Below are 16,398 nucleotides of genomic sequence, written 5' to 3'. Positions count from 1 at the left end.
TGGGGTTTCCGGCGTGACTCGATTGTCAAAGCCGCCGTGTTTTTCTAAAGCGCGAAGAACGCGGAAATGGGCGCGCAGTTTCGGGTTTTGCGCTGGGCTGGGCTGCCTATAGTTCGAGGCGTGAAATAGTCTTTGCCGCCTGCTGCGGGAAGACGTGCGATGCCCAGGAGGCCCCCATGCCATCAATCTTGTTTTCCCGTGTTCTTCCCGTCGGCGCTGCCGTGGCGGCCGCGCCCGTGGGCGCCGTGGTGCGCCGCACGCTGGCGGCGGTGCTGGGCTTGGGGGTTTTCGCGGCCCTGCTGGGCGGCAGTGGCGCTGCACTGGCCCAAGCCCAGGCGCAAGCCGCGGCCGATCCGGCGGCCGACCTTGGGCCGCTCACCCAGCGTTGGCTGGACGATGCCATCACGCGCAACCAACCCGCCGGAATGCCGTTGCGCATGGAAGTGAGCGTTGGCTCACTCGATTCGCGGCTGCGGCTGGCCCCATGCGCCCGGGTGGAGCCCTATCTGCCTGCGGGTTCGCGCCTGTGGGGCCGCACGCGGCTCGGGCTGCGCTGTGTCGAAGGCCAGACCGCGTGGAACGTGTACCTGCCCGTGACCATCAAGGCCTTCGGCCCCGCCTGGGTGCTGACCAGCCCGGTGGCACCCGGGGCGGTGCTGACGGCCAACGACGCCACCCAGGCCGAGGTCGACTGGGCCGAGGAATCCAATGCCGTCATGGCCAACCCCGAAATGTGGGTCGGGCAGATCGCCGCGCGCCAGCTGGTGGCCGGCCAGGCCCTGCGCCAGAGCATGGTCCGGGCGCCCAACCTCTTCAAAGCAGGGGCACAGGTCAAGGTCGTGGCCCAAGGCGTGGGCTATGCGGTATCGTCCGCAGGGCAGGCCATGTCGGCGGGCGCTGCAGGCCAGATTGTGCGCATCCGCATGGACAATGGGCGGATCGTCAGCGGTACTGTCAACGAAACCGGGACAGTGGTGGTAGCTCTTTGAGGGTGTACCAGTGAGAAAGGCCTAAAGTCCCGGCCCAACACGTCGAAAACATTGCTACTGTGCCCCACATCAAACGGGGTGGTGGAGAGAGCGATGAAGATTGGACAAAAACCGGACCTCCCGGGCGCCTTGCCGCAGACCGGACTTGCCAAGCAAGCCAAGACGCCTGCCAGCGCTGCTGAAGGAGCCACAAAAGACGCACTGGCCGCGCCAGCCGCTGGCGTGCCTGTCACCGTGTCGACCACCGTGCGGGGCTTGGACGCCACAGCCCGCGGCAACGCAGATTTTGATGCCGGCAAGGTCAAGTCGGTGCGCGCCGCGATTGAAAAAGGCACGTTCTCGGTCGATGCAGAGGCGATTGCCGACAAGATGCTCTCCAACGCGCAGGAGATCCTGTCCCGCTCCCGCGGTTGACCCTTGGGTTCGCTTGGCATGGGGATGCCATCCAGCGCACAATGCGCCATGTCGCTGGAAGAATCCCTCTCGGCTGTTGAACAGCTGATCGAAAAAGTCTCCGCCGCGCTTCTGGCGGCAGATCCCCAAACCCTGGAAAAAAACAGCATCGCACTGCGCGATGCTGCTGCGCAGTTCACGTATGCGCTGGAGCAGTCCGCGCAGCGCGGCCTGCCCGTGCCCGCGCAGCTCCAAAAGCGCGTGGATGCGATCGCCGCCATGCTGGCGAATCAACGCGAAGGGCTGGCACGGCTGTCCGCCAATGCCGACCGGCAGGTCGCGAGCCTGCTGCCCCAGGCCGGCTCCCCCGCCACTTACGGCGACGGCCGCGGCGCCCAGCCCGGCAAGCCCGGCGTGGCACGTATCTACAAGTCGGCGGGTTGAGTCGAGCCGTAACTCAAACAAGATAGCTGCCAGCGCTTGCTCCGCCTGCGTTTGAGCAGAAAAACCGGTTGGACCCAACGCCAGCCAAACGCACAGCTATCCTATCGATAGCAAACCTGTGTTCAGTACGTTGGAGTTCGGCGTTGCGCCATGCCCGTAGATACGGTCGCAGCCCAATACCAGTGCCACCGTGGATCTGGCTTTGCCAGTCCAGGGGTGGCGTCCCCCTCAGGGGGAAGGCGCCGAAGGCGACTCAGGGGGAGTCAATGGGCCCGCATCTTCGCCCGCAGGCGCGCGATGGACTGGCTGTGCAGCTGGCACACCCGTGATTCGGTGACGCCCAGCACGGCCGCGATCTCCTTGAGATTCATGTCGTGCTCGTAGTACATGCCCATGATGTGCTGTTCGCGCTCGGGCAGGCTCTTGATGGCGTTGACCAGCGACACCTTGAGCCGATGGTCGCGCAGCATCTCCATCGGGTCGGCGTCGCCGTCCGCGACGTGGCGGTCCAGAAAACCGTCATCGTCGTCGTTGTGGGTCATGTCCTCCAGGTACACCAGCTGCGTGCCCCGGACCTTGCCCAGCAGGCTCTGGTATTCGGACAGCTCCATGCCCATTTCATCCGCAATCTCGGATTCAAGCGGGCTGCGCCCGAGCTTTTGCTCCAGGCGGTGCACGGCGTGCTCAATGTCTTTTTGGCTCTTGCGCGAGCTGCGGCTCATCCAATCGCCCTCGCGCAGCTCGTCGAGCATGGCGCCGCGGATGCGCTGGGTGGCAAAGGTCTCGAACTGCACACCCTGGGCCACTTCATAGCGCGACAGTGCTTCCGCCAGGCCCATCATGCCGACCTGGATGAGGTCATCCAGCTCCACATTGGGGGGCAGCTTGGCGATCATGTGGTGCGCGATCCTGCGAACCAGCGGGACATGCTGGCGGATCAGCGCATCACGATCGAGCTGGCCTTTGGCGGTGTACATAGGGAGCGTGTTATGCACTGTTACGTGCCCGAGAAAACCGGAGCAAGGCCCGGCAACTAGGCGCAGGACGCGCCGCAGTATGGATACTGCCAGCGGCCTGCAACGACGTGGCCGGGCCTTGCCCCGGCTTTCCCTTCGGGTTGGCCCCATAGGCAGGTGCTCGCTGCGTTGCAGCGCTTGCCAAGGCATGAGCCTTGGCGGCGCACTGCGCCTTACGATCACCAGCCTCTGGGGTCAACGCGGGTACGTAAAAGTGCATAACACGCTCTCTTCAGTGGCTCCGGACAAATTGCGCAGGCATGCCTGTCAAGTTGCTGGTGGGCAGCGCAGTCAGCGATTCACTCATGGTGCCCGCATTCTCCAGCAGTTGCAAGGCCAGGCGCTGAAGGTCCTGGGGGTTCTGCGTGGCGATGGTCGTCGTGCGCACCGGGCCGCCCAGATGCTGCTCCGAACACTCCTGCAGGGTCTGCAGCGCCGCCCGGGTCTTACGGCGCTCAGAGGCCGTGTTGCCGTGCAGCAATCCAGCCACCATGCAAGGCAGGCCGGTGTGCACCGCGATCTGCTTGAGGCTTTTGTAACTGTTCAGCACACCAGCAGCGTCGTTGCCCATGACCACGAGCGGAATGGTCGCGGTGTGGGTCAGCAGCGGGGCCAGCGTGGCCGCGGGGGCGTGCAGCACCATCAAGCCATAGGTCCTGAAATACGGCACCAGCAATTGCAGCGGGGGGGCGTCGCTGCGTTGGGCGCGGCGGGCCACATTCAGCAGCCCCTTCGCGGCAGGGATCACCGCCAGCGAAGACGCCATCGCACCCATGTTGAGGTGGCCGCCTTCGTTCCATGGGGCCTGCTGCAGCAGATGCAAGAGGCCCGGGCTGTCGTCGGTTTCGTGTGCGGTGCCGTCCAGCACCACGACGGGATAGCCCAGCCGCTGCAGGATGGCGCAGACCTGCCACAGCGCTTCGAGCCCCGTGGCGGCGTTGTCCTGGCTCGCGACCGCGATCACGCGCAGCTCTGACTGCGGCGTGAAGCTGTGCAGGCCGGCGCCCTGGTGAAAACCGATATCAAGCATCGATCAGTCCCCGTTCGCTGATGCCGTCTGGCGAGTGCGAGAAGAAGAAGTTGAGGTCCGTTGCCTTGGGATCAAACGCCGACTTGACCGGTGCGCGCATCGACGTATTGATCAGCTTGTGGGCGTCGGCACGCTCCCAGTCTTCGGGCACGCGTTGGCCGTTGGTCACGCCGCGCAGCACCATCTGGTGGCGAATGAGGGCGTCGATCGCGGGGCCGAGCTTCACGGCTTCATCGACCTTGGACAGGATGGCCTGTTGCGCGCCGTCGGTCTTGAACGCCGTGAGCACATCGTCCAGCGTGTCGCCGTGGCAACCGGCGTTGAGCACTAAAAGGCGGTTGACGTTCGGCAGGTCCAGCACATCCAGCATGTCGCGCTTGCGCGGGTCGCGCGGGGCGACGCCGGTGGTGTCGATCAGCACCATCTTCTTGCCGGACAGCAAGCCCAGCAGGTCCTGCAGCGCAGCGCGGTCGTGGGCCAGATGGGCCACGATGCCCAGCATGCGACCGTAGGTGCGCAGCTGCTCGTGGGCGCCCACGCGGTAGGTGTCCAGGGTGATCAGGCCCACGCTGCCGGGACCGTGGATGCGCGCGCACATGGCCGCCAGCTTGGCGGTGGTGGTGGTCTTGCCCACGCCGGTGGAGCCCACCAGCGCGAAGATGCCGCCCTGCTCATACAGCGGGGTGTCGGCCAGGTCGGTCTTGAGGTTGCGCTCCAGCACTTCCATGAGCCAGCGCACCGACTCGCCGGCCGACAGCTCTTCGGGCATGCGTTCGAGCACGGCGCGGGCCAGCGAAGGCGAGTAGCCCGCGCGGATCATCTTGAGCATCAGGTTCGACTGGATCGGGTTCTGGCGCGCTTGCCCCAGCCATGTGAGCGTGTTGAAGCGGTCTTCGATGAGCTCTTTCACCGCGTTCAACTCGCTCATCAAACTTTGCTGGTTGGCGGTCGACTGCAGCACGTTGCTGCTCATCACGGGCTCTTGGCGGCGGCGTGGAGGTTCTGGCGGGATGTCCATCGGGATCGTGCGCAGCGGGTTGTGGCGCGCCACGACCGGTGCGGGCATGCGTTCGCGCTCGGGCTCCTGGTCGCGGCTGCGCTCTGACAGCGTGGCGGGCTCCGAAGGGCCGTTCAAGGCTTCGTGGCGGCGGCGCAGCATGCGCTCGCGCACATAGTCCTGGAACGACAGCGTGCTCATGGCCAGCTGCTCGGTGTCTTCTTCCACCGGGTTGCGGCTCTGGGCTGCTGCTGCGGCGGCCTGGCTGGCCCGCTGCGCGGCACTGCGCGGCGGCGTGGGCGCGAGCAGCGGAGGGTTGGAAGACGCGGAGGCACTGTGGCTGCCAGCGCCGCTGCCACCACCATCCAGCGAGGACAGCGTGTCCTCGGCGGTGGCCATCACCTCCACGCCATTGGCGGTCGGGCGGTTGGACAGAATCAGTGTGCCGTCCCCAAAGGCCATGCGTGCTTTGGCCAAAGCCTCCCGGGATGTGGGAGCGGTAAAGCGTTTGATGTTCATGCTGATGCACCTCTAAGGATCGGCCCAATACGGATGGTGTGGGTCTCTGGGATTTCACTGTGCGCAAGCACCTGCAGGCGGGGTGCGACGCGGCGCACCAGGCGGGAGATGGAATTGCGAATCTGGTCGGGTACCAGCAGGCAGGCCGGCAGGCCCATTTCTTCCTGCTTGAGTGCGACTTCGGCGGCCTTCTGGGTCAGGATGTCTGCAACACCCGGGTCCAGCGCAGGGCCGGCCGCGTTGCCCAGGGCCTGTACCAAAAGGCGCTCGAGGCCGGGCTCGATGGCGATGACGTTGAGCTCGCGCGTCGGGCCATAGATCTGCTGGACGATGGCCGGCGACAGCGCAATGCGCACGCGGCGGGCCAGCTCGACCGGGTCGGTGATGCCGCCGGCAAACTCGGCCAGTGTTTCGATGATGGTGCGGATATCGCGGATGTGCACAGACTCTTCCAGCAACAGCTGGAGGACTTTCTGGAACGTTGCGATGGAGACCATTTTGGGGACCACTTCTTCGATGAGCTTGGGAGCCAGTTTGGCCACGTGTTCCACCAGTTGCTGCGTTTCCGTGCGACTGAGGAGCTTGGCGGCTTGCACTTGCATCAAGTGTGACAAATGGGTGGCCATCACGGTTTCTGAATCAACGACCGTAAAACCCGCCATTTGTGCCGCTTCCTTCTGGCGATCGTCGATCCAGTGGGCGGGCAGGCCGAAGGCCGGGTCGGTGGTGGGCGTGCCAATCAGCGGCGTGGTGATGCCGCCGGGGTTGATGGCCAGGAACATGCCGGGGAAGGCCTCGCCTTCGCCCACGACCACACCACGCAGCGTGATGCGGTAGCCACTGGGCTTGAGCTCAAGGTTGTCGCGCACATGCACGGCAGGGGGCAGAAAGCCGACCTCTTGCGCAAACTTGCGGCGCACGCCCTTGATGCGGGTGAGCAGGTCGCCCTGGCGGGTTTTGTCCACCAGGCTGATCAGGCGGTAGCCCAGCTCCAGGCCGAGCAGGTCCACCGGCTGCAGGTCGTCCCAGGTGGCTTCGCCATCGGCGACCGGGGCAGGGGGCGCTTCGACTTCAGGCGGCACCTTCTGGCGTTCGTACAGCACCCACGCGGCGTAGCCCAGCAGGCCGCCCATGGTGAGGAAGACCAAGTGTGGCATCCCGGGAATGAGTCCGAGCAGGATCAGGATGCCGGCCGTCACACCCAGCACGCGGGGCGACATGAAGAGCTGCTGCACGATCTGGCGGCCCATGTCGTGGTCTTTGCCCACGCGCGAAATCACCATCGCAGCCGCCACCGAGATCAGCAGCCCGGGGATCTGCGCCACCAGCGCATCGCCCACCGCCAGCAAGATGTAGCTGTCGGCCGCCTGCCCGGCCGACAGGCCGTGCTGGAGCATGCCGATGGCAAACCCGCCCACGATGTTGATCACCAAAATCAGGATGCCGGCGACAGCATCACCGCGCACGAACTTGGACGCACCGTCCATGGAGCCGAAGAAGTTCGCTTCTTCAGCGACTTCGGCGCGCCGGCGCTTGGCTTCCTTTTCGTCGATCATCCCGGCGTTCAGGTCGGCGTCCACCGCCATCTGCTTGCCCGGCATGGCGTCCAGCGCAAACCGGGCAGACACTTCTGCAATACGCTCTGCGCCCTTGGTGATCACCACAAAGTTGATCACCACCAGGATGGCAAAAACGATCAAGCCCACGGCAAAGTTGCCGCCAATCAGAAAGTGCCCGAAGGCTTCGATCACCGCACCGGCCGCCCCGGGGCCGGTGTGGCCTTCCAGGAGGACGACCCGGGTAGAGGCCACGTTGAGCGACAGGCGCATCAGCGTCGTCAGCAGCAACACAGCGGGAAATGCCGCGAAATCCAGCGGGCGCAGCATATACGCAGCCACCATCATCACCATCAGGGCGACTGCGATGTTCAGCGTGAAGAACGCATCCAGCAGCCAAGGCGGGATTGGCAGCACCATCAGTGCCAGGATGGCGACCACCAGCAGCGGCGCCGACATGCCTTGAAGGGCGCTGGAGTGGTTGCCCGCCCAGAGCCGGACAGACTTTACAGAGGTATTCATACGGCGGCGCCTTGCACGGTGGTGCGGTTCAGCGGATCAAGCTCTGGCGGAACAAACGGTTCCTCCAGGCTGTCGGGCATGCGGCCCTCGCCGCGCAGGGCGGCCTTCAGGCGGTACACGTAAGCCAGCACCTGGGCCACTGCGGTGTACAGCGTGGCGGGAATGGCCTGGTCCAGCTCGGCGTGGGCGTACAGCGCCCGTGCCAGCATGGGCGACTGCAGCACGGGCACGTTGTGCTCGCGGGCAAGGTCACGGATCCGCATGGCGATCAGGTCGGTGCCGCGGGAGATGACCTGCGGAGCGCTCATGGTCTTGTCGTCGTACTTGAGCGCCACCGCATAGTGGGTGGGGTTCATGACCACGAAGTCGGCCTGGGGCACCGCGGCGACGCTGGCGCGCTCGGCGATCTCGCGCTGCTTTTGGCGGATGCGGCCCTTGGTGTGGGGGTTGCCGTCGGATTCCTTGTGCTCCTGCTTGACTTCCTCGTGCGACATCTTCAAACGTGCCTTGAAGAAATACGCCTGCAGGGGCACGTCGATCAGCGCTGCCAGAAACACCACCACAAGCAGCAGGCTCATGCCCGAGACAAGCCAGTCGGCCAGCTGGCGGATGGCCAGCGGCGAGGGCTGCAGCACCAGCATGGCCACGGTGTCGATGCTGTTGCCCATGAACTTCCAGGCCACGTAGCTCAGGATCACCGTCATCAGCACCATCTTGGCCACGTTGGCCATCTGCTGCTTGGAGAAAAGATTGGCCAGCCCGGAGATCGGGTTGAGGCGGTTGAACTGCGGGCTGATCGGCTTCATGCTCAGGATCCAGCCGCCGGCGGCAATCGCGCTGATCAGGGCGGCGGCACTGGTCAGCACCGCAAACACGGCGCTGGCCACCAGGCCCACCACCACCATGTCCTGCAGGCGCTTGACCATGGTGCCCGGCGCCATCACGGTGGCCGCGTCAAACGCCAACTGCCGGCCCATGGCCACTTGCATGTGGTCCATGAGCTGAGGTGCCAGCACCAGCAGGCAGCCCGCCCCGGCGCCCAGGATGGCCAGGTGCGAGAGGTCGCGAGAGCGCGCACCCTGGCCGTCTTCGCGTGTTTTCTGGAGCTTGCGCTCCGACGCGGGTAGGCTTTTTTCTTGACTGGATTCCATGATGGCGTGACAACTTGTGTCAGGCCATTGTCGTGAGCGCCCCGGAAATCTAAAGCCCGATAAGGAGGCGGCAGCCCCCCCTTTTCGACGCGGCGTGAAGCGGCTTCACACGCGTACATCCACGCACTGGCTATCAGTCAAAGCAAGGGAAAATAATCAAAATTGATAGCTGCTAACGCTTGATGGACAAGCGCTAGAGGCCAATTTGATCATAAAAATCGCGGGACGGCGCCCCGCGACAGGCTGTCAGAAGCCCAGGCTGGCCAGCAGGTCGTCGACCTGGGACTGGTCGGTCACCACGTCGGCCGTGTGCTCAGGGTCGACCACCGGGCCTTGCAGGTGCTGGCTGCGGGCGGGCTCCACCACGGCGGCCACCTGCGCGTTGGGTGGGGCGGTCTGGATCAGCAGTTGCACCAGCTGGTCTTCGATGGTGGCAGCCAGGTTCACCACCCGGGCAATCACTTGCCCTGTGAGGTCGTGAAAGTCCTGCGCCATCATGATTTCGGTGAGGTGGGCGTCCGCTTCCTTGGTCACCCGCTCGACATCGGTGAGGAAATTCATGATTTCCCCCTTGGCGACCGCCGCCACCGGGTCCTTGACCAGCGAGGTCACGACACGGCGCGTCTCGGCGGCGATGTAGTCGTGCTGCGCCTTGGCCTGCTCGACGCGGTTGAGCACTTTCTCGGCCGCCTCGCCCGTGAGGCGGGCGATGTACGACAGGCGGCTTTGCGCGTCGGGCAGCTCGCCCATCGAGCCACGCAGCTTGTCGGCGTAGCCCAGCTCGTTGAGCGAGTCGTGCAGCTGGCGGGTCAGGTGTCCGATCTTGTGGTGGACATCGGCAGGCGGCAGGCTGTGGTCCGTTGTGGCTTCCATGGTCTCATAGCCCCATCTTCTTCAGGATCAGGGTCACTTTCTCTTCGAGCGTGGCCTTGGTGAAGGGTTTGACGATGTAGCCCGCGGCGCCGCCCTGGGCAGCGGCCACGATGTCTTCCTTGCGGGCTTCCGCGGTCACCATCAGGACGGGCAGGTGCTTGAGCTTGTCGTCCTTCTTGATCTCGGCCAGCAACTGAAAACCGTTCATGTTGGGCATGTTGATGTCGGTCACCACGAAATCGAACTTGCTGTTGCGCAGCTTGTTCAACGCGGCCACGCCATCCTCGGCCTCGTCAGCGTCGGCAAACCCGCTTTCCTTGAGCAGGTTGCGCACGATGCGGCGCATGGTGGAGAAGTCGTCAACAATCAAAAAACGAAGGGCTGTGGTCACGTGGGACCCTTTCGGTCGGAAATAGCTGTAAGTATTGTCATGGGCAGCAGGTTCGGTGACAAGTCGTAACGTTTACCTGATTGGGGGGGGATTTTCCCGCTTTTCATTCAACAGTTCTGTTGAGGTGATTTCGGGGATCCCTTTGCCCATGAGTCGTTCTTCGGCCTCGCGGGTCAGCACCGTGATGGTGATGCGCCGGTTGGCGGGGGCGCGCGGGTTCTTTGGCTCCAGCAGATCGCTGGCCGCCAAGCCCACCACACGTCCCAGTTTAGCGTCTGGCATGCCGGCAGAGACCAGCTCGCGGCGCGTTGCGTTGGCGCGGTCGGCCGACAGCTCCCAGTTGCTGTAGCCCCGGTCGCTGTTGCCATAGGGAACTGCGTCGGTGTGCCCGGCCAGGCTGATGCGGTTTTCGACGGCGCCGAGCGCCGCGCCGATCTCGCGCAGGATGTCGCGCATGTAGGGTTTCACCAACGCACTGCCGCTGTCAAACATGGGGCGGTTTTGGTCGTCGATGATCTGGATCTGCAGCCCGTCGGGTGTGATGTCGATGCGGATCTGCGACTTGTATTCGTTCAGGCGCGGGTTTTCGGTGATGAGCGCGTCGATCTTGGCCTCCAGCGCCTTGAGCCGCTGGGTGTCCTGCTTGGCCTGCTCGGCCTTGGCGGCGTCTATGCTCATGCGGCGTTGCCGGGCGGCTTCCACATCGGCGCGGCGCACCTGGCCGTGCACCTTCGACAAATCGTTGCCCCCGCCCGGAATCACGCTCGAGCTGTTGCCCGAGCCGTCGCCCCCGGTCATCGCGACCTTGAGCGGCGAGGCAAAGTACGCCGCAATCCCCTGCAGTTCGCCCTTGGCGGTGGAGCCCAGCAGCCACATCAGCAGGAAGAACGCCATCATCGCCGTCACGAAGTCGGCGTACGCGATCTTCCAGGCGCCACCATGCACGGCATGGCCGCCCTTCTTGATGCGCTTGATGATGATCGGCTGGAGCTTTTTTTCTGCCATGGTGTTGTGGGCTTCGCGGCGCCGCCGTCGCTACTTCTTCCCCTTCACGTGCCCCTCCAGCTCCGAGAAGCTGGGGCGGACATTGGAGAACAGCACCTTGCGGCCAAACTCGATGGCGGTGGCGGGGTTGTAGCCCTGCATGCTGGCCAGCAGGGTGGACTTGATGCACTGCAACTCTTTGGCCGCGTCTTCGGTCTTTTGCTCGACCAGGCCCCCCAGAGGCTCCACCACGCCGTAGGCCAGCAAGATCCCGAGGAAGGTACCCACCAGCGCCGAGCCGATCATGCCGCCCAGCACCGACGGCGGCTGGCCGACCGAGCCCATGGTGTTCACCACGCCCAGCACGGCGGCGACGATGCCGAAGGCGGGCAGGGCGCCGGCCAGGCGGGCCAGCGCGGCCACGGGGGCATGGGCCTCCTGGTGGTGGGTGTCGATTTCGCTGTCCATCAGCGCCTCGATCTCGTGCGAGTTGAGGTTGCCCGACACCATCATGCGCAGGTAGTCGGTGGTGAACTCGATCACATGGTGGTCGCTGCCCACCGTGGGATATTTCTTGAAGATCTCGGATTCGTGCGGGGCCTCGACATCCTTTTCAATGGCCATCAGCCCTTCCTTGCGCGCCTTTTGCAGGATGTCATAGAGCATCGCCATGAGCTCCATGTAACGCGCCTTGGTGTATTTGGATCCCTTGAGCGCCATGGGGATGGCGGCCATCGTGGCCTTGATCACCTTGGGCTGGTTGTTCACCACAAACGCGCCCAGCGCGCCGCCCAGGATGGTGACGATCTCAAAAGGCAAAGCCTTCAGGATCACGCTGATGTTTCCCCCGTGCACGATGTACACGCCGAAGATGCAGCCGAGGCAGACGACGTAACCAATGATGACAAACATGCTTTAGACGTATTGGGCGGCAGCTGGAGCGAGGCCGGGAAACGGCGGGTGGGCACGGCCGCTGGCTGCGCGGCTTACCGAAGGTTACTGCAAATGTATCGGATTGATGAGTGCGGAATGCCCTCAAGAGGGCTGCCATCACGGGGCTTCTTGCGGGAATGGCGGATTGACCACAAGCCGTGGCGGTCCTCCGCGTCGCAGCGCCTTGCAGCGTGCGGAGTAGTGCACGGGGGCCGCGCAGACTGCTGCGCCAGTGCCGCGAGCGGTCTCTCGCCTTATCTGAAGTCGAAATTTCAATGAAATAGGCCGCCAGCGCTTGATTGATAAGCGCTTATAGCTATAAAAATAATAGCAAACTGGTGTTTGGGCCCGGCCCGTCCACACCTGGCCCTCGCGCCAATCCCTGCATTTGGGCCGCTTTTCGGCGCCGGCAGGGCCTTTTGGCGCGGCGGGGGCTGCACTATGCTGAGGGCATGAAAGCCGTACTGCTCGCGGGGGGGCTGGGAACCCGCATCTCGGAAGAGTCGCACCTGCGTCCCAAGCCCATGATCGAGATCGGTGGGCGGCCCATCCTTTGGCACATCATGAAGATGTATGCCGCCCATGGCGTGAACGACTTCATCATCTGCCTGGGCTACCGCGGCTATGTGATCAAGGAGTATTTCGCCAACTACTTCCTGCACATGTCCGACGTGACCTTCGACATGGCCAACAACCGCATGGAAGTGCACCACCGCCACGCCGAGCCCTGGCGCGTGACGCTGGTGGACACCGGCGAAAGCACGATGACGGGGGGCCGCCTGAAGCGCGTGGGCGAGTACCTCGAACCCGACGAGCCGTTTTGCTTTACCTATGGCGATGGCGTGTCCGACATCGACATGGGCGCGCAGTTTGCGTTTCACCGCGCACACAACAAGCTCGCCACGGTGACGGCGGTGCTGCCGCCGGGGCGTTACGGCGCGCTGGTACGCGATGGTGATCGGGTGCAAGGCTTCATCGAGAAGCCGCGCGGTGATGGCGGCTGGATCAACGGCGGCTTCTTCGTCATGTCGCCCCGCGTGCTTGACCGCATCGAGGGCGACGCCACCCCCTGGGAAGCCGAGCCCATGGACGCCCTGGCCCGCGAAGGCGAGCTCATGGCCTACGAGCACCACGGTTTCTGGCAGCCCATGGACACGCTGCGCGAGAAGAACCTCCTGGAAGAGCTCTGGCAAAGCGGCCAGGCGCCTTGGAAGTGCTGGTGATGCCGGCCGCCGCCACCCTCACACCGGACCACCATGCGCCCTGATCCCGACTTCTGGCGCGGCAAGCGCGTGTTGCTCACCGGCCACACCGGCTTCAAGGGCGCTTGGCTCGCCCTGTGGCTGCAGCGCCTGGGCGCCCAGGTCACCGGCGTCGCGCTGCCGCCCGCGGCCGAGCCCAACCTGTTCACGCTGGCGCGCGTGGCCGACAGCATCGACAGCCATTTTTGCGACGTGTGCAACCCGCAGGCGCTGGCCATGCGCGTGCGCGCCGCCCGGCCCGACGTGGTGCTGCACCTGGCCGCGCAGGCGCTGGTGCGCCCCGGTTATGCCGACCCGCTGGCCACCTTTGCCACCAACGTCATGGGCACGGCGCACGTGCTCGATGCCTTGCGCGGCTTGCCCGAAACCCGTGTGGCCGTGGTGGTCACCACCGACAAGGTCTACCGCAACCGCGAATGGGCCTACCCCTACCGCGAAGACGACCCCCTGGGCGGGCACGACCCCTACAGCGCGAGCAAGGCCGCGGCCGAACTCGTCACCGCCAGCTACCGCGATGCGTTTTTGGCCGCTCAGGGCACGGCCGTGGCCACGGCCCGGGCCGGCAACGTGATCGGCGGCGGCGACTGGGCGCAGGACCGCCTGCTGCCCGACGCCGTGCGCGCCTGGGAAAAGGGCGCCACCTTGCACATCCGCCGCCCCGAGGCCACCCGCCCCTGGCAACACGTGCTGGAACCGCTGGCTGCCTACCTGCGGCTGGCGCAGCGCCTGTGGGACACGCCTGCGCTGGCCGGCCCGTACAACTTCGGCCCGCTGCCGCACGAGGCTGCCACGGTCAAAAATGTGGTTGAAATGGCCTCCAGCGCTTATCCATCAAGCGCTGTTAGCTATGAAAATAATAGCAAAGGCCTGCACGAGGCCGGCTGGCTTGCGCTGGAGACCGCCCACGCCCGCCAGACCCTGGGCGTGGCTCCCCGCTGGGCGCTGACCACGTCGGTGGCGCGCACCATGAACTGGTACCGCCAGCAGCACGGCGGCGCCGATGCCCGCGCGCTGTGCCTGGCCGACATCGACGCCTGGGAGGCCCAGGCATGAGCCGCCTGGCGTGGGCCCCGCTGCCGCTGGCCGGGCTGTTCCGGGTGCAGCGCCAGCCGCTGGTGGACGAGCGCGGTTTCTTTTCGCGCATGTTCTGCGCCGACGAGCTGGCCACCGCCGGCTGGTCCGCGCCCATCGCGCAGATCAACCACAGCTACACGGCCCTGGCCGGCACCGTGCGCGGCCTGCACTACCAGCGCCCGCCGCATGCGGAGATGAAGCTCGTGAGCTGCCTGCGCGGCGAAGTCTTTGACGTGGCGGTGGACCTGCGCCAGGGCTCGCCGACCTTTCTGCAATGGCATGCCGAGCGCTTGTCGGCCGACAACGGCAACGCGCTGCTCATCCCGCCGGGTTTCGCCCACGGCTTCCAGGCCCTCTCCGACCACGCCGAGCTGCTGTACTGCCACTCCGCCGCCTACGCGAGTGGTGCGGAAGCGGGCCTGAACCCGCTGGACCCGCGGCTTGCCATTGCCTGGCCCCAGCCGGCTGGCCAGTTGTCGCCACGGGATGCTGGCCAGCCCTGGATGACCGAAGAATTCGAAGGAGTGCGCCTGTGAAGTGCCGACACTGCGGCAGCCCGCTGCAACTGCCGTTCCTGGACCTGGGCAGCGCGCCCCCGTCCAACGCCTATCTGCCCGAGGCCGCCCTGCGCGCGCCCGAGACGTGGTTCCCGCTGCGCCTGCTGGTGTGCGAGGCCTGCTGGCTGGTGCAGACCGAGGACCACGCGGGGCGCGAGGCGCTGTTCACCGACGACTACGCGTACTTCAGCTCGTTCTCGTCCTCGTGGCTGGCGCACGCCAAGGCGTATGTCGAGGCGATGCGCGAGCGGCTGGCGCTCAACGCTGCGAGCTGCGTGGTCGAGGTCGCATCGAACGACGGCTACCTGCTGCAGTACGTGCAGGCGGACGGCATCCCCTGCTATGGCATCGAGCCCACGGCCAGCACGGCGGCGGCGGCCCGCACCAAAGGCATCGAGGTGGTCGAGCGCTTCTTTGGCGTGGCCCTGGCCGACGAGCTAGTGGCTGCCGGCCGCCAGGCCGACCTGATCGCCGCCAACAACGTGCTGGCGCATGTGCCCGACATCAACGACTTCGTGGGCGGCTTTGCGCGGCTGCTCAAGCCCCACGGCATGGCGACGTTCGAGTTTCCGCACCTGCTGCGCATGGTGCTGGGCTGCCAGTTCGACACGGCGTACCACGAGCACTACTCGTACCTGTCGCTCACGGCCGTGCAGCGCATCTTTGCGGCCAACGGCCTCACGGTGCTGGATGTCGAGGAGCTGCCCACCCACGGCGGCAGCCTGCGCGTGTTCGCCGGCCGCGCCGACGCGGCAAGCCATCCCCAAGCCACGGGTGACGGGGCGGCCCGCGTGCAGCAGCTCCTGGCCACCGAGGCCGCCGCGGGCCTGCTCAGCGCCGATTTTTATGGCGATTTCCAGTCCCAGGCCTTGCGCGTCAAGCGCGAGCTGCTCACATTTTTGCTGCAGTGCCAGGCCAACGGCATCACCGTGGGGGCCTACGGGGCCGCTGCCAAGGGCAACACCTTGCTCAACTTTGCCGGTGTGCGGCCCGACCTGCTGCCCTACGCCGTGGACAAGAACCCCGCTAAGCAGGGCCAGTACCTGCCCGGCAGCCGCATCCCGGTGGTGAGCGAGGCGCACCTGCGCGCCCACCGGCCCGAGCGCATCCTGATCTTGCCCTGGAACCTGCGCAGCGAGGTGGCCGAGCAGCTCGACTACACGCGCAGCTGGGGCTCAAAGATGGTCGTGGCGGTGCCGCGGCTGGAGGTGTTCTAGGTGATTGAACTGCACGCCACCGCGAAGGTCTCGCACCTGGCCGACATCGAAGACTCGGTGCGCGGCACGCGCATCGTGGTGGGCGCACATTCGGTGATCGACAGCTTCGTTAAGGTCAAGCCTGCGGGCGGACAGGGCAACCTGGTGGTGGGCGAGCATGTGGTCATCAACGCAGGCTGCGTGCTCTACACCGGCAGTGGCATCCGCATCGGCAACTACGTGGCGATCGCGGCCAATTGCACTTTCGCGCCGGTGAACCACGCCTATGCCGACCGCAGCCGCTTGATCCGCGAGCAGGGCTTTCTGCCCAGCAAGGGCGGCATCGTGATCGAAGACGACGTGTGGATCGGCGCCAACTGTGTGCTGCTCGATGGCGCGGTGCTGCGGCGCGGCTGCGTGGTGGGGGCGGGCTCCATCGTGCGGGGCGAATTGCTGCCCTACACCGTGTATGCGGGCCAGCCCTTGGTGGCAGTGGGAGAGCGGCGGTGAC

General features: G+C 65.5%; 17 protein-coding genes. 8 read left to right on the top strand and 9 right to left on the bottom strand.

The features are described from left to right. The first annotated feature begins 176 nt into the window (after positions 1-176). The 3 genes from flgA (at position 177) to ACSQ3Q_RS21615 (ending at position 1,826) form a co-directional block, all read left to right on the top strand. Positions 177-989, top strand: coding sequence for a flagellar basal body P-ring formation chaperone FlgA (gene flgA, locus ACSQ3Q_RS21625; RefSeq protein WP_436136375.1), 813 nt, complete (start codon positions 177-179; stop codon positions 987-989). Between the two features lie 93 nt (positions 990-1,082). After that, positions 1,083-1,403, top strand: coding sequence for a flagellar biosynthesis anti-sigma factor FlgM (gene flgM, locus ACSQ3Q_RS21620; RefSeq protein ID WP_436136374.1), 321 nt, complete (start codon positions 1,083-1,085; stop codon positions 1,401-1,403). A gap of 24 nt (positions 1,404-1,427) precedes the next feature. Further along, positions 1,428-1,826, top strand: coding sequence for a hypothetical protein (locus ACSQ3Q_RS21615; RefSeq protein WP_436136373.1), 399 nt, complete (start codon positions 1,428-1,430; stop codon positions 1,824-1,826). A 263-nt stretch (positions 1,827-2,089) separates the two neighbouring features. On the opposite strand, the gene ACSQ3Q_RS21610 is transcribed toward ACSQ3Q_RS21615, so the two are convergent. From ACSQ3Q_RS21610 to motA, 9 genes are all read right to left on the bottom strand, one after another. Further along, positions 2,090-2,803, bottom strand: coding sequence for an RNA polymerase sigma factor FliA (locus ACSQ3Q_RS21610; RefSeq protein WP_436136372.1), 714 nt, complete (start codon positions 2,801-2,803; stop codon positions 2,090-2,092). A 271-nt stretch (positions 2,804-3,074) separates the two neighbouring features. Continuing rightward, positions 3,075-3,872, bottom strand: coding sequence for a hypothetical protein (locus tag ACSQ3Q_RS21605; protein ID WP_436136371.1), 798 nt, complete (start codon positions 3,870-3,872; stop codon positions 3,075-3,077). Beyond that, positions 3,865-5,388: a flagellar biosynthesis protein FlhF gene (gene flhF / locus ACSQ3Q_RS21600; protein WP_436136370.1), complete on the bottom strand. Its 1,524-nt coding sequence runs from the start codon at positions 5,386-5,388 to the stop codon at positions 3,865-3,867. The genes ACSQ3Q_RS21605 and flhF overlap by 8 nt, the downstream gene beginning before the upstream one ends. Further along, entirely contained in the window at positions 5,385-7,466 is a 2,082-nt protein-coding gene (flhA, locus tag ACSQ3Q_RS21595; RefSeq protein WP_436136369.1) for a flagellar biosynthesis protein FlhA, read from the bottom strand. The genes flhF and flhA overlap by 4 nt, the downstream gene beginning before the upstream one ends. After that, entirely contained in the window at positions 7,463-8,617 is a 1,155-nt protein-coding gene (locus tag ACSQ3Q_RS21590; protein WP_436136368.1) for an EscU/YscU/HrcU family type III secretion system export apparatus switch protein, read from the bottom strand. Before ACSQ3Q_RS21590 ends, flhA begins: the two co-directional genes overlap by 4 nt. A gap of 246 nt (positions 8,618-8,863) precedes the next feature. Then, complete coding sequence (locus tag ACSQ3Q_RS21585) at positions 8,864-9,490, bottom strand: protein phosphatase CheZ (RefSeq protein WP_436136367.1); 627 nt, start codon at positions 9,488-9,490, stop codon at positions 8,864-8,866. A 4-nt stretch (positions 9,491-9,494) separates the two neighbouring features. After that, entirely contained in the window at positions 9,495-9,881 is a 387-nt protein-coding gene (gene cheY, locus ACSQ3Q_RS21580; RefSeq protein WP_010466076.1) for a chemotaxis response regulator CheY, read from the bottom strand. Positions 9,882-9,953: 72 nt separating this feature from the next. Beyond that, positions 9,954-10,886 carry a flagellar motor protein MotB gene (gene motB, locus ACSQ3Q_RS21575; RefSeq protein ID WP_436136366.1) on the bottom strand — a complete coding sequence of 311 codons (933 nt, stop codon included), beginning with the start codon at positions 10,884-10,886 and terminating at the stop codon, positions 9,954-9,956. A gap of 30 nt (positions 10,887-10,916) precedes the next feature. Continuing rightward, positions 10,917-11,777: a flagellar motor stator protein MotA gene (gene motA, locus ACSQ3Q_RS21570; protein ID WP_436136365.1), complete on the bottom strand. Its 861-nt coding sequence runs from the start codon at positions 11,775-11,777 to the stop codon at positions 10,917-10,919. A gap of 473 nt (positions 11,778-12,250) precedes the next feature. On the opposite strand from motA, the gene rfbF reads away from it, so the two are divergent. From rfbF to ACSQ3Q_RS21545, 5 genes are read left to right on the top strand one after another with little or no spacing between them, the layout of a single operon-like run. Then, complete coding sequence (gene rfbF, locus ACSQ3Q_RS21565; RefSeq protein ID WP_436136364.1) at positions 12,251-13,021, top strand: glucose-1-phosphate cytidylyltransferase; 771 nt, start codon at positions 12,251-12,253, stop codon at positions 13,019-13,021. 33 nt (positions 13,022-13,054) lie between these two features. After that, positions 13,055-14,113: a CDP-glucose 4,6-dehydratase gene (rfbG, locus tag ACSQ3Q_RS21560; RefSeq protein WP_436136363.1), complete on the top strand. Its 1,059-nt coding sequence runs from the start codon at positions 13,055-13,057 to the stop codon at positions 14,111-14,113. After that, positions 14,110-14,670 carry a dTDP-4-dehydrorhamnose 3,5-epimerase family protein gene (locus ACSQ3Q_RS21555; RefSeq protein ID WP_436136362.1) on the top strand — a complete coding sequence of 187 codons (561 nt, stop codon included), beginning with the start codon at positions 14,110-14,112 and terminating at the stop codon, positions 14,668-14,670. Before rfbG ends, ACSQ3Q_RS21555 begins: the two co-directional genes overlap by 4 nt. Further along, the gene (locus ACSQ3Q_RS21550) at positions 14,667-15,908 is read left to right on the top strand and encodes a methyltransferase domain-containing protein (protein WP_436136361.1); all 1,242 of its coding nucleotides are present in this window, start codon (positions 14,667-14,669) and stop codon (positions 15,906-15,908) included. Before ACSQ3Q_RS21555 ends, ACSQ3Q_RS21550 begins: the two co-directional genes overlap by 4 nt. Continuing rightward, the gene (locus ACSQ3Q_RS21545) at positions 15,909-16,397 is read left to right on the top strand and encodes an acyltransferase (protein WP_436136360.1); all 489 of its coding nucleotides are present in this window, start codon (positions 15,909-15,911) and stop codon (positions 16,395-16,397) included. The last annotated feature ends 1 nt before the right edge of the window (position 16,398 follow it).

The sequence above is a fragment of the Acidovorax sp. LjRoot129 genome, from assembly GCF_964253765.1.
GTDB lineage: Bacteria > Pseudomonadota > Gammaproteobacteria > Burkholderiales > Burkholderiaceae_C > Acidovorax.
This window is presented reverse-complemented; position numbering and strand designations above follow the sequence as displayed.

Coding starts and splice junctions, on each gene's coding strand:
- rfbG (WP_436136363.1), top strand. CDS start 13,055: ATGCGCCCTGATCCCGACTTCTGGCGCGGCAAGCGCGTGTTGCTCACC.
- motA (WP_436136365.1), bottom strand. CDS start 11,777: ATGTTTGTCATCATTGGTTACGTCGTCTGCCTCGGCTGCATCTTCGGC.
- ACSQ3Q_RS21615 (WP_436136373.1), top strand. CDS start 1,428: ATGCCATCCAGCGCACAATGCGCCATGTCGCTGGAAGAATCCCTCTCG.
- flhF (WP_436136370.1), bottom strand. CDS start 5,388: ATGAACATCAAACGCTTTACCGCTCCCACATCCCGGGAGGCTTTGGCC.
- ACSQ3Q_RS21585 (WP_436136367.1), bottom strand. CDS start 9,490: ATGGAAGCCACAACGGACCACAGCCTGCCGCCTGCCGATGTCCACCAC.
- flgA (WP_436136375.1), top strand. CDS start 177: ATGCCATCAATCTTGTTTTCCCGTGTTCTTCCCGTCGGCGCTGCCGTG.
- flhA (WP_436136369.1), bottom strand. CDS start 7,466: ATGAATACCTCTGTAAAGTCTGTCCGGCTCTGGGCGGGCAACCACTCC.
- ACSQ3Q_RS21605 (WP_436136371.1), bottom strand. CDS start 3,872: ATGCTTGATATCGGTTTTCACCAGGGCGCCGGCCTGCACAGCTTCACG.
- ACSQ3Q_RS21555 (WP_436136362.1), top strand. CDS start 14,110: ATGAGCCGCCTGGCGTGGGCCCCGCTGCCGCTGGCCGGGCTGTTCCGG.
- ACSQ3Q_RS21610 (WP_436136372.1), bottom strand. CDS start 2,803: ATGTACACCGCCAAAGGCCAGCTCGATCGTGATGCGCTGATCCGCCAG.
- motB (WP_436136366.1), bottom strand. CDS start 10,886: ATGGCAGAAAAAAAGCTCCAGCCGATCATCATCAAGCGCATCAAGAAG.
- flgM (WP_436136374.1), top strand. CDS start 1,083: ATGAAGATTGGACAAAAACCGGACCTCCCGGGCGCCTTGCCGCAGACC.
- ACSQ3Q_RS21590 (WP_436136368.1), bottom strand. CDS start 8,617: ATGGAATCCAGTCAAGAAAAAAGCCTACCCGCGTCGGAGCGCAAGCTC.
- rfbF (WP_436136364.1), top strand. CDS start 12,251: ATGAAAGCCGTACTGCTCGCGGGGGGGCTGGGAACCCGCATCTCGGAA.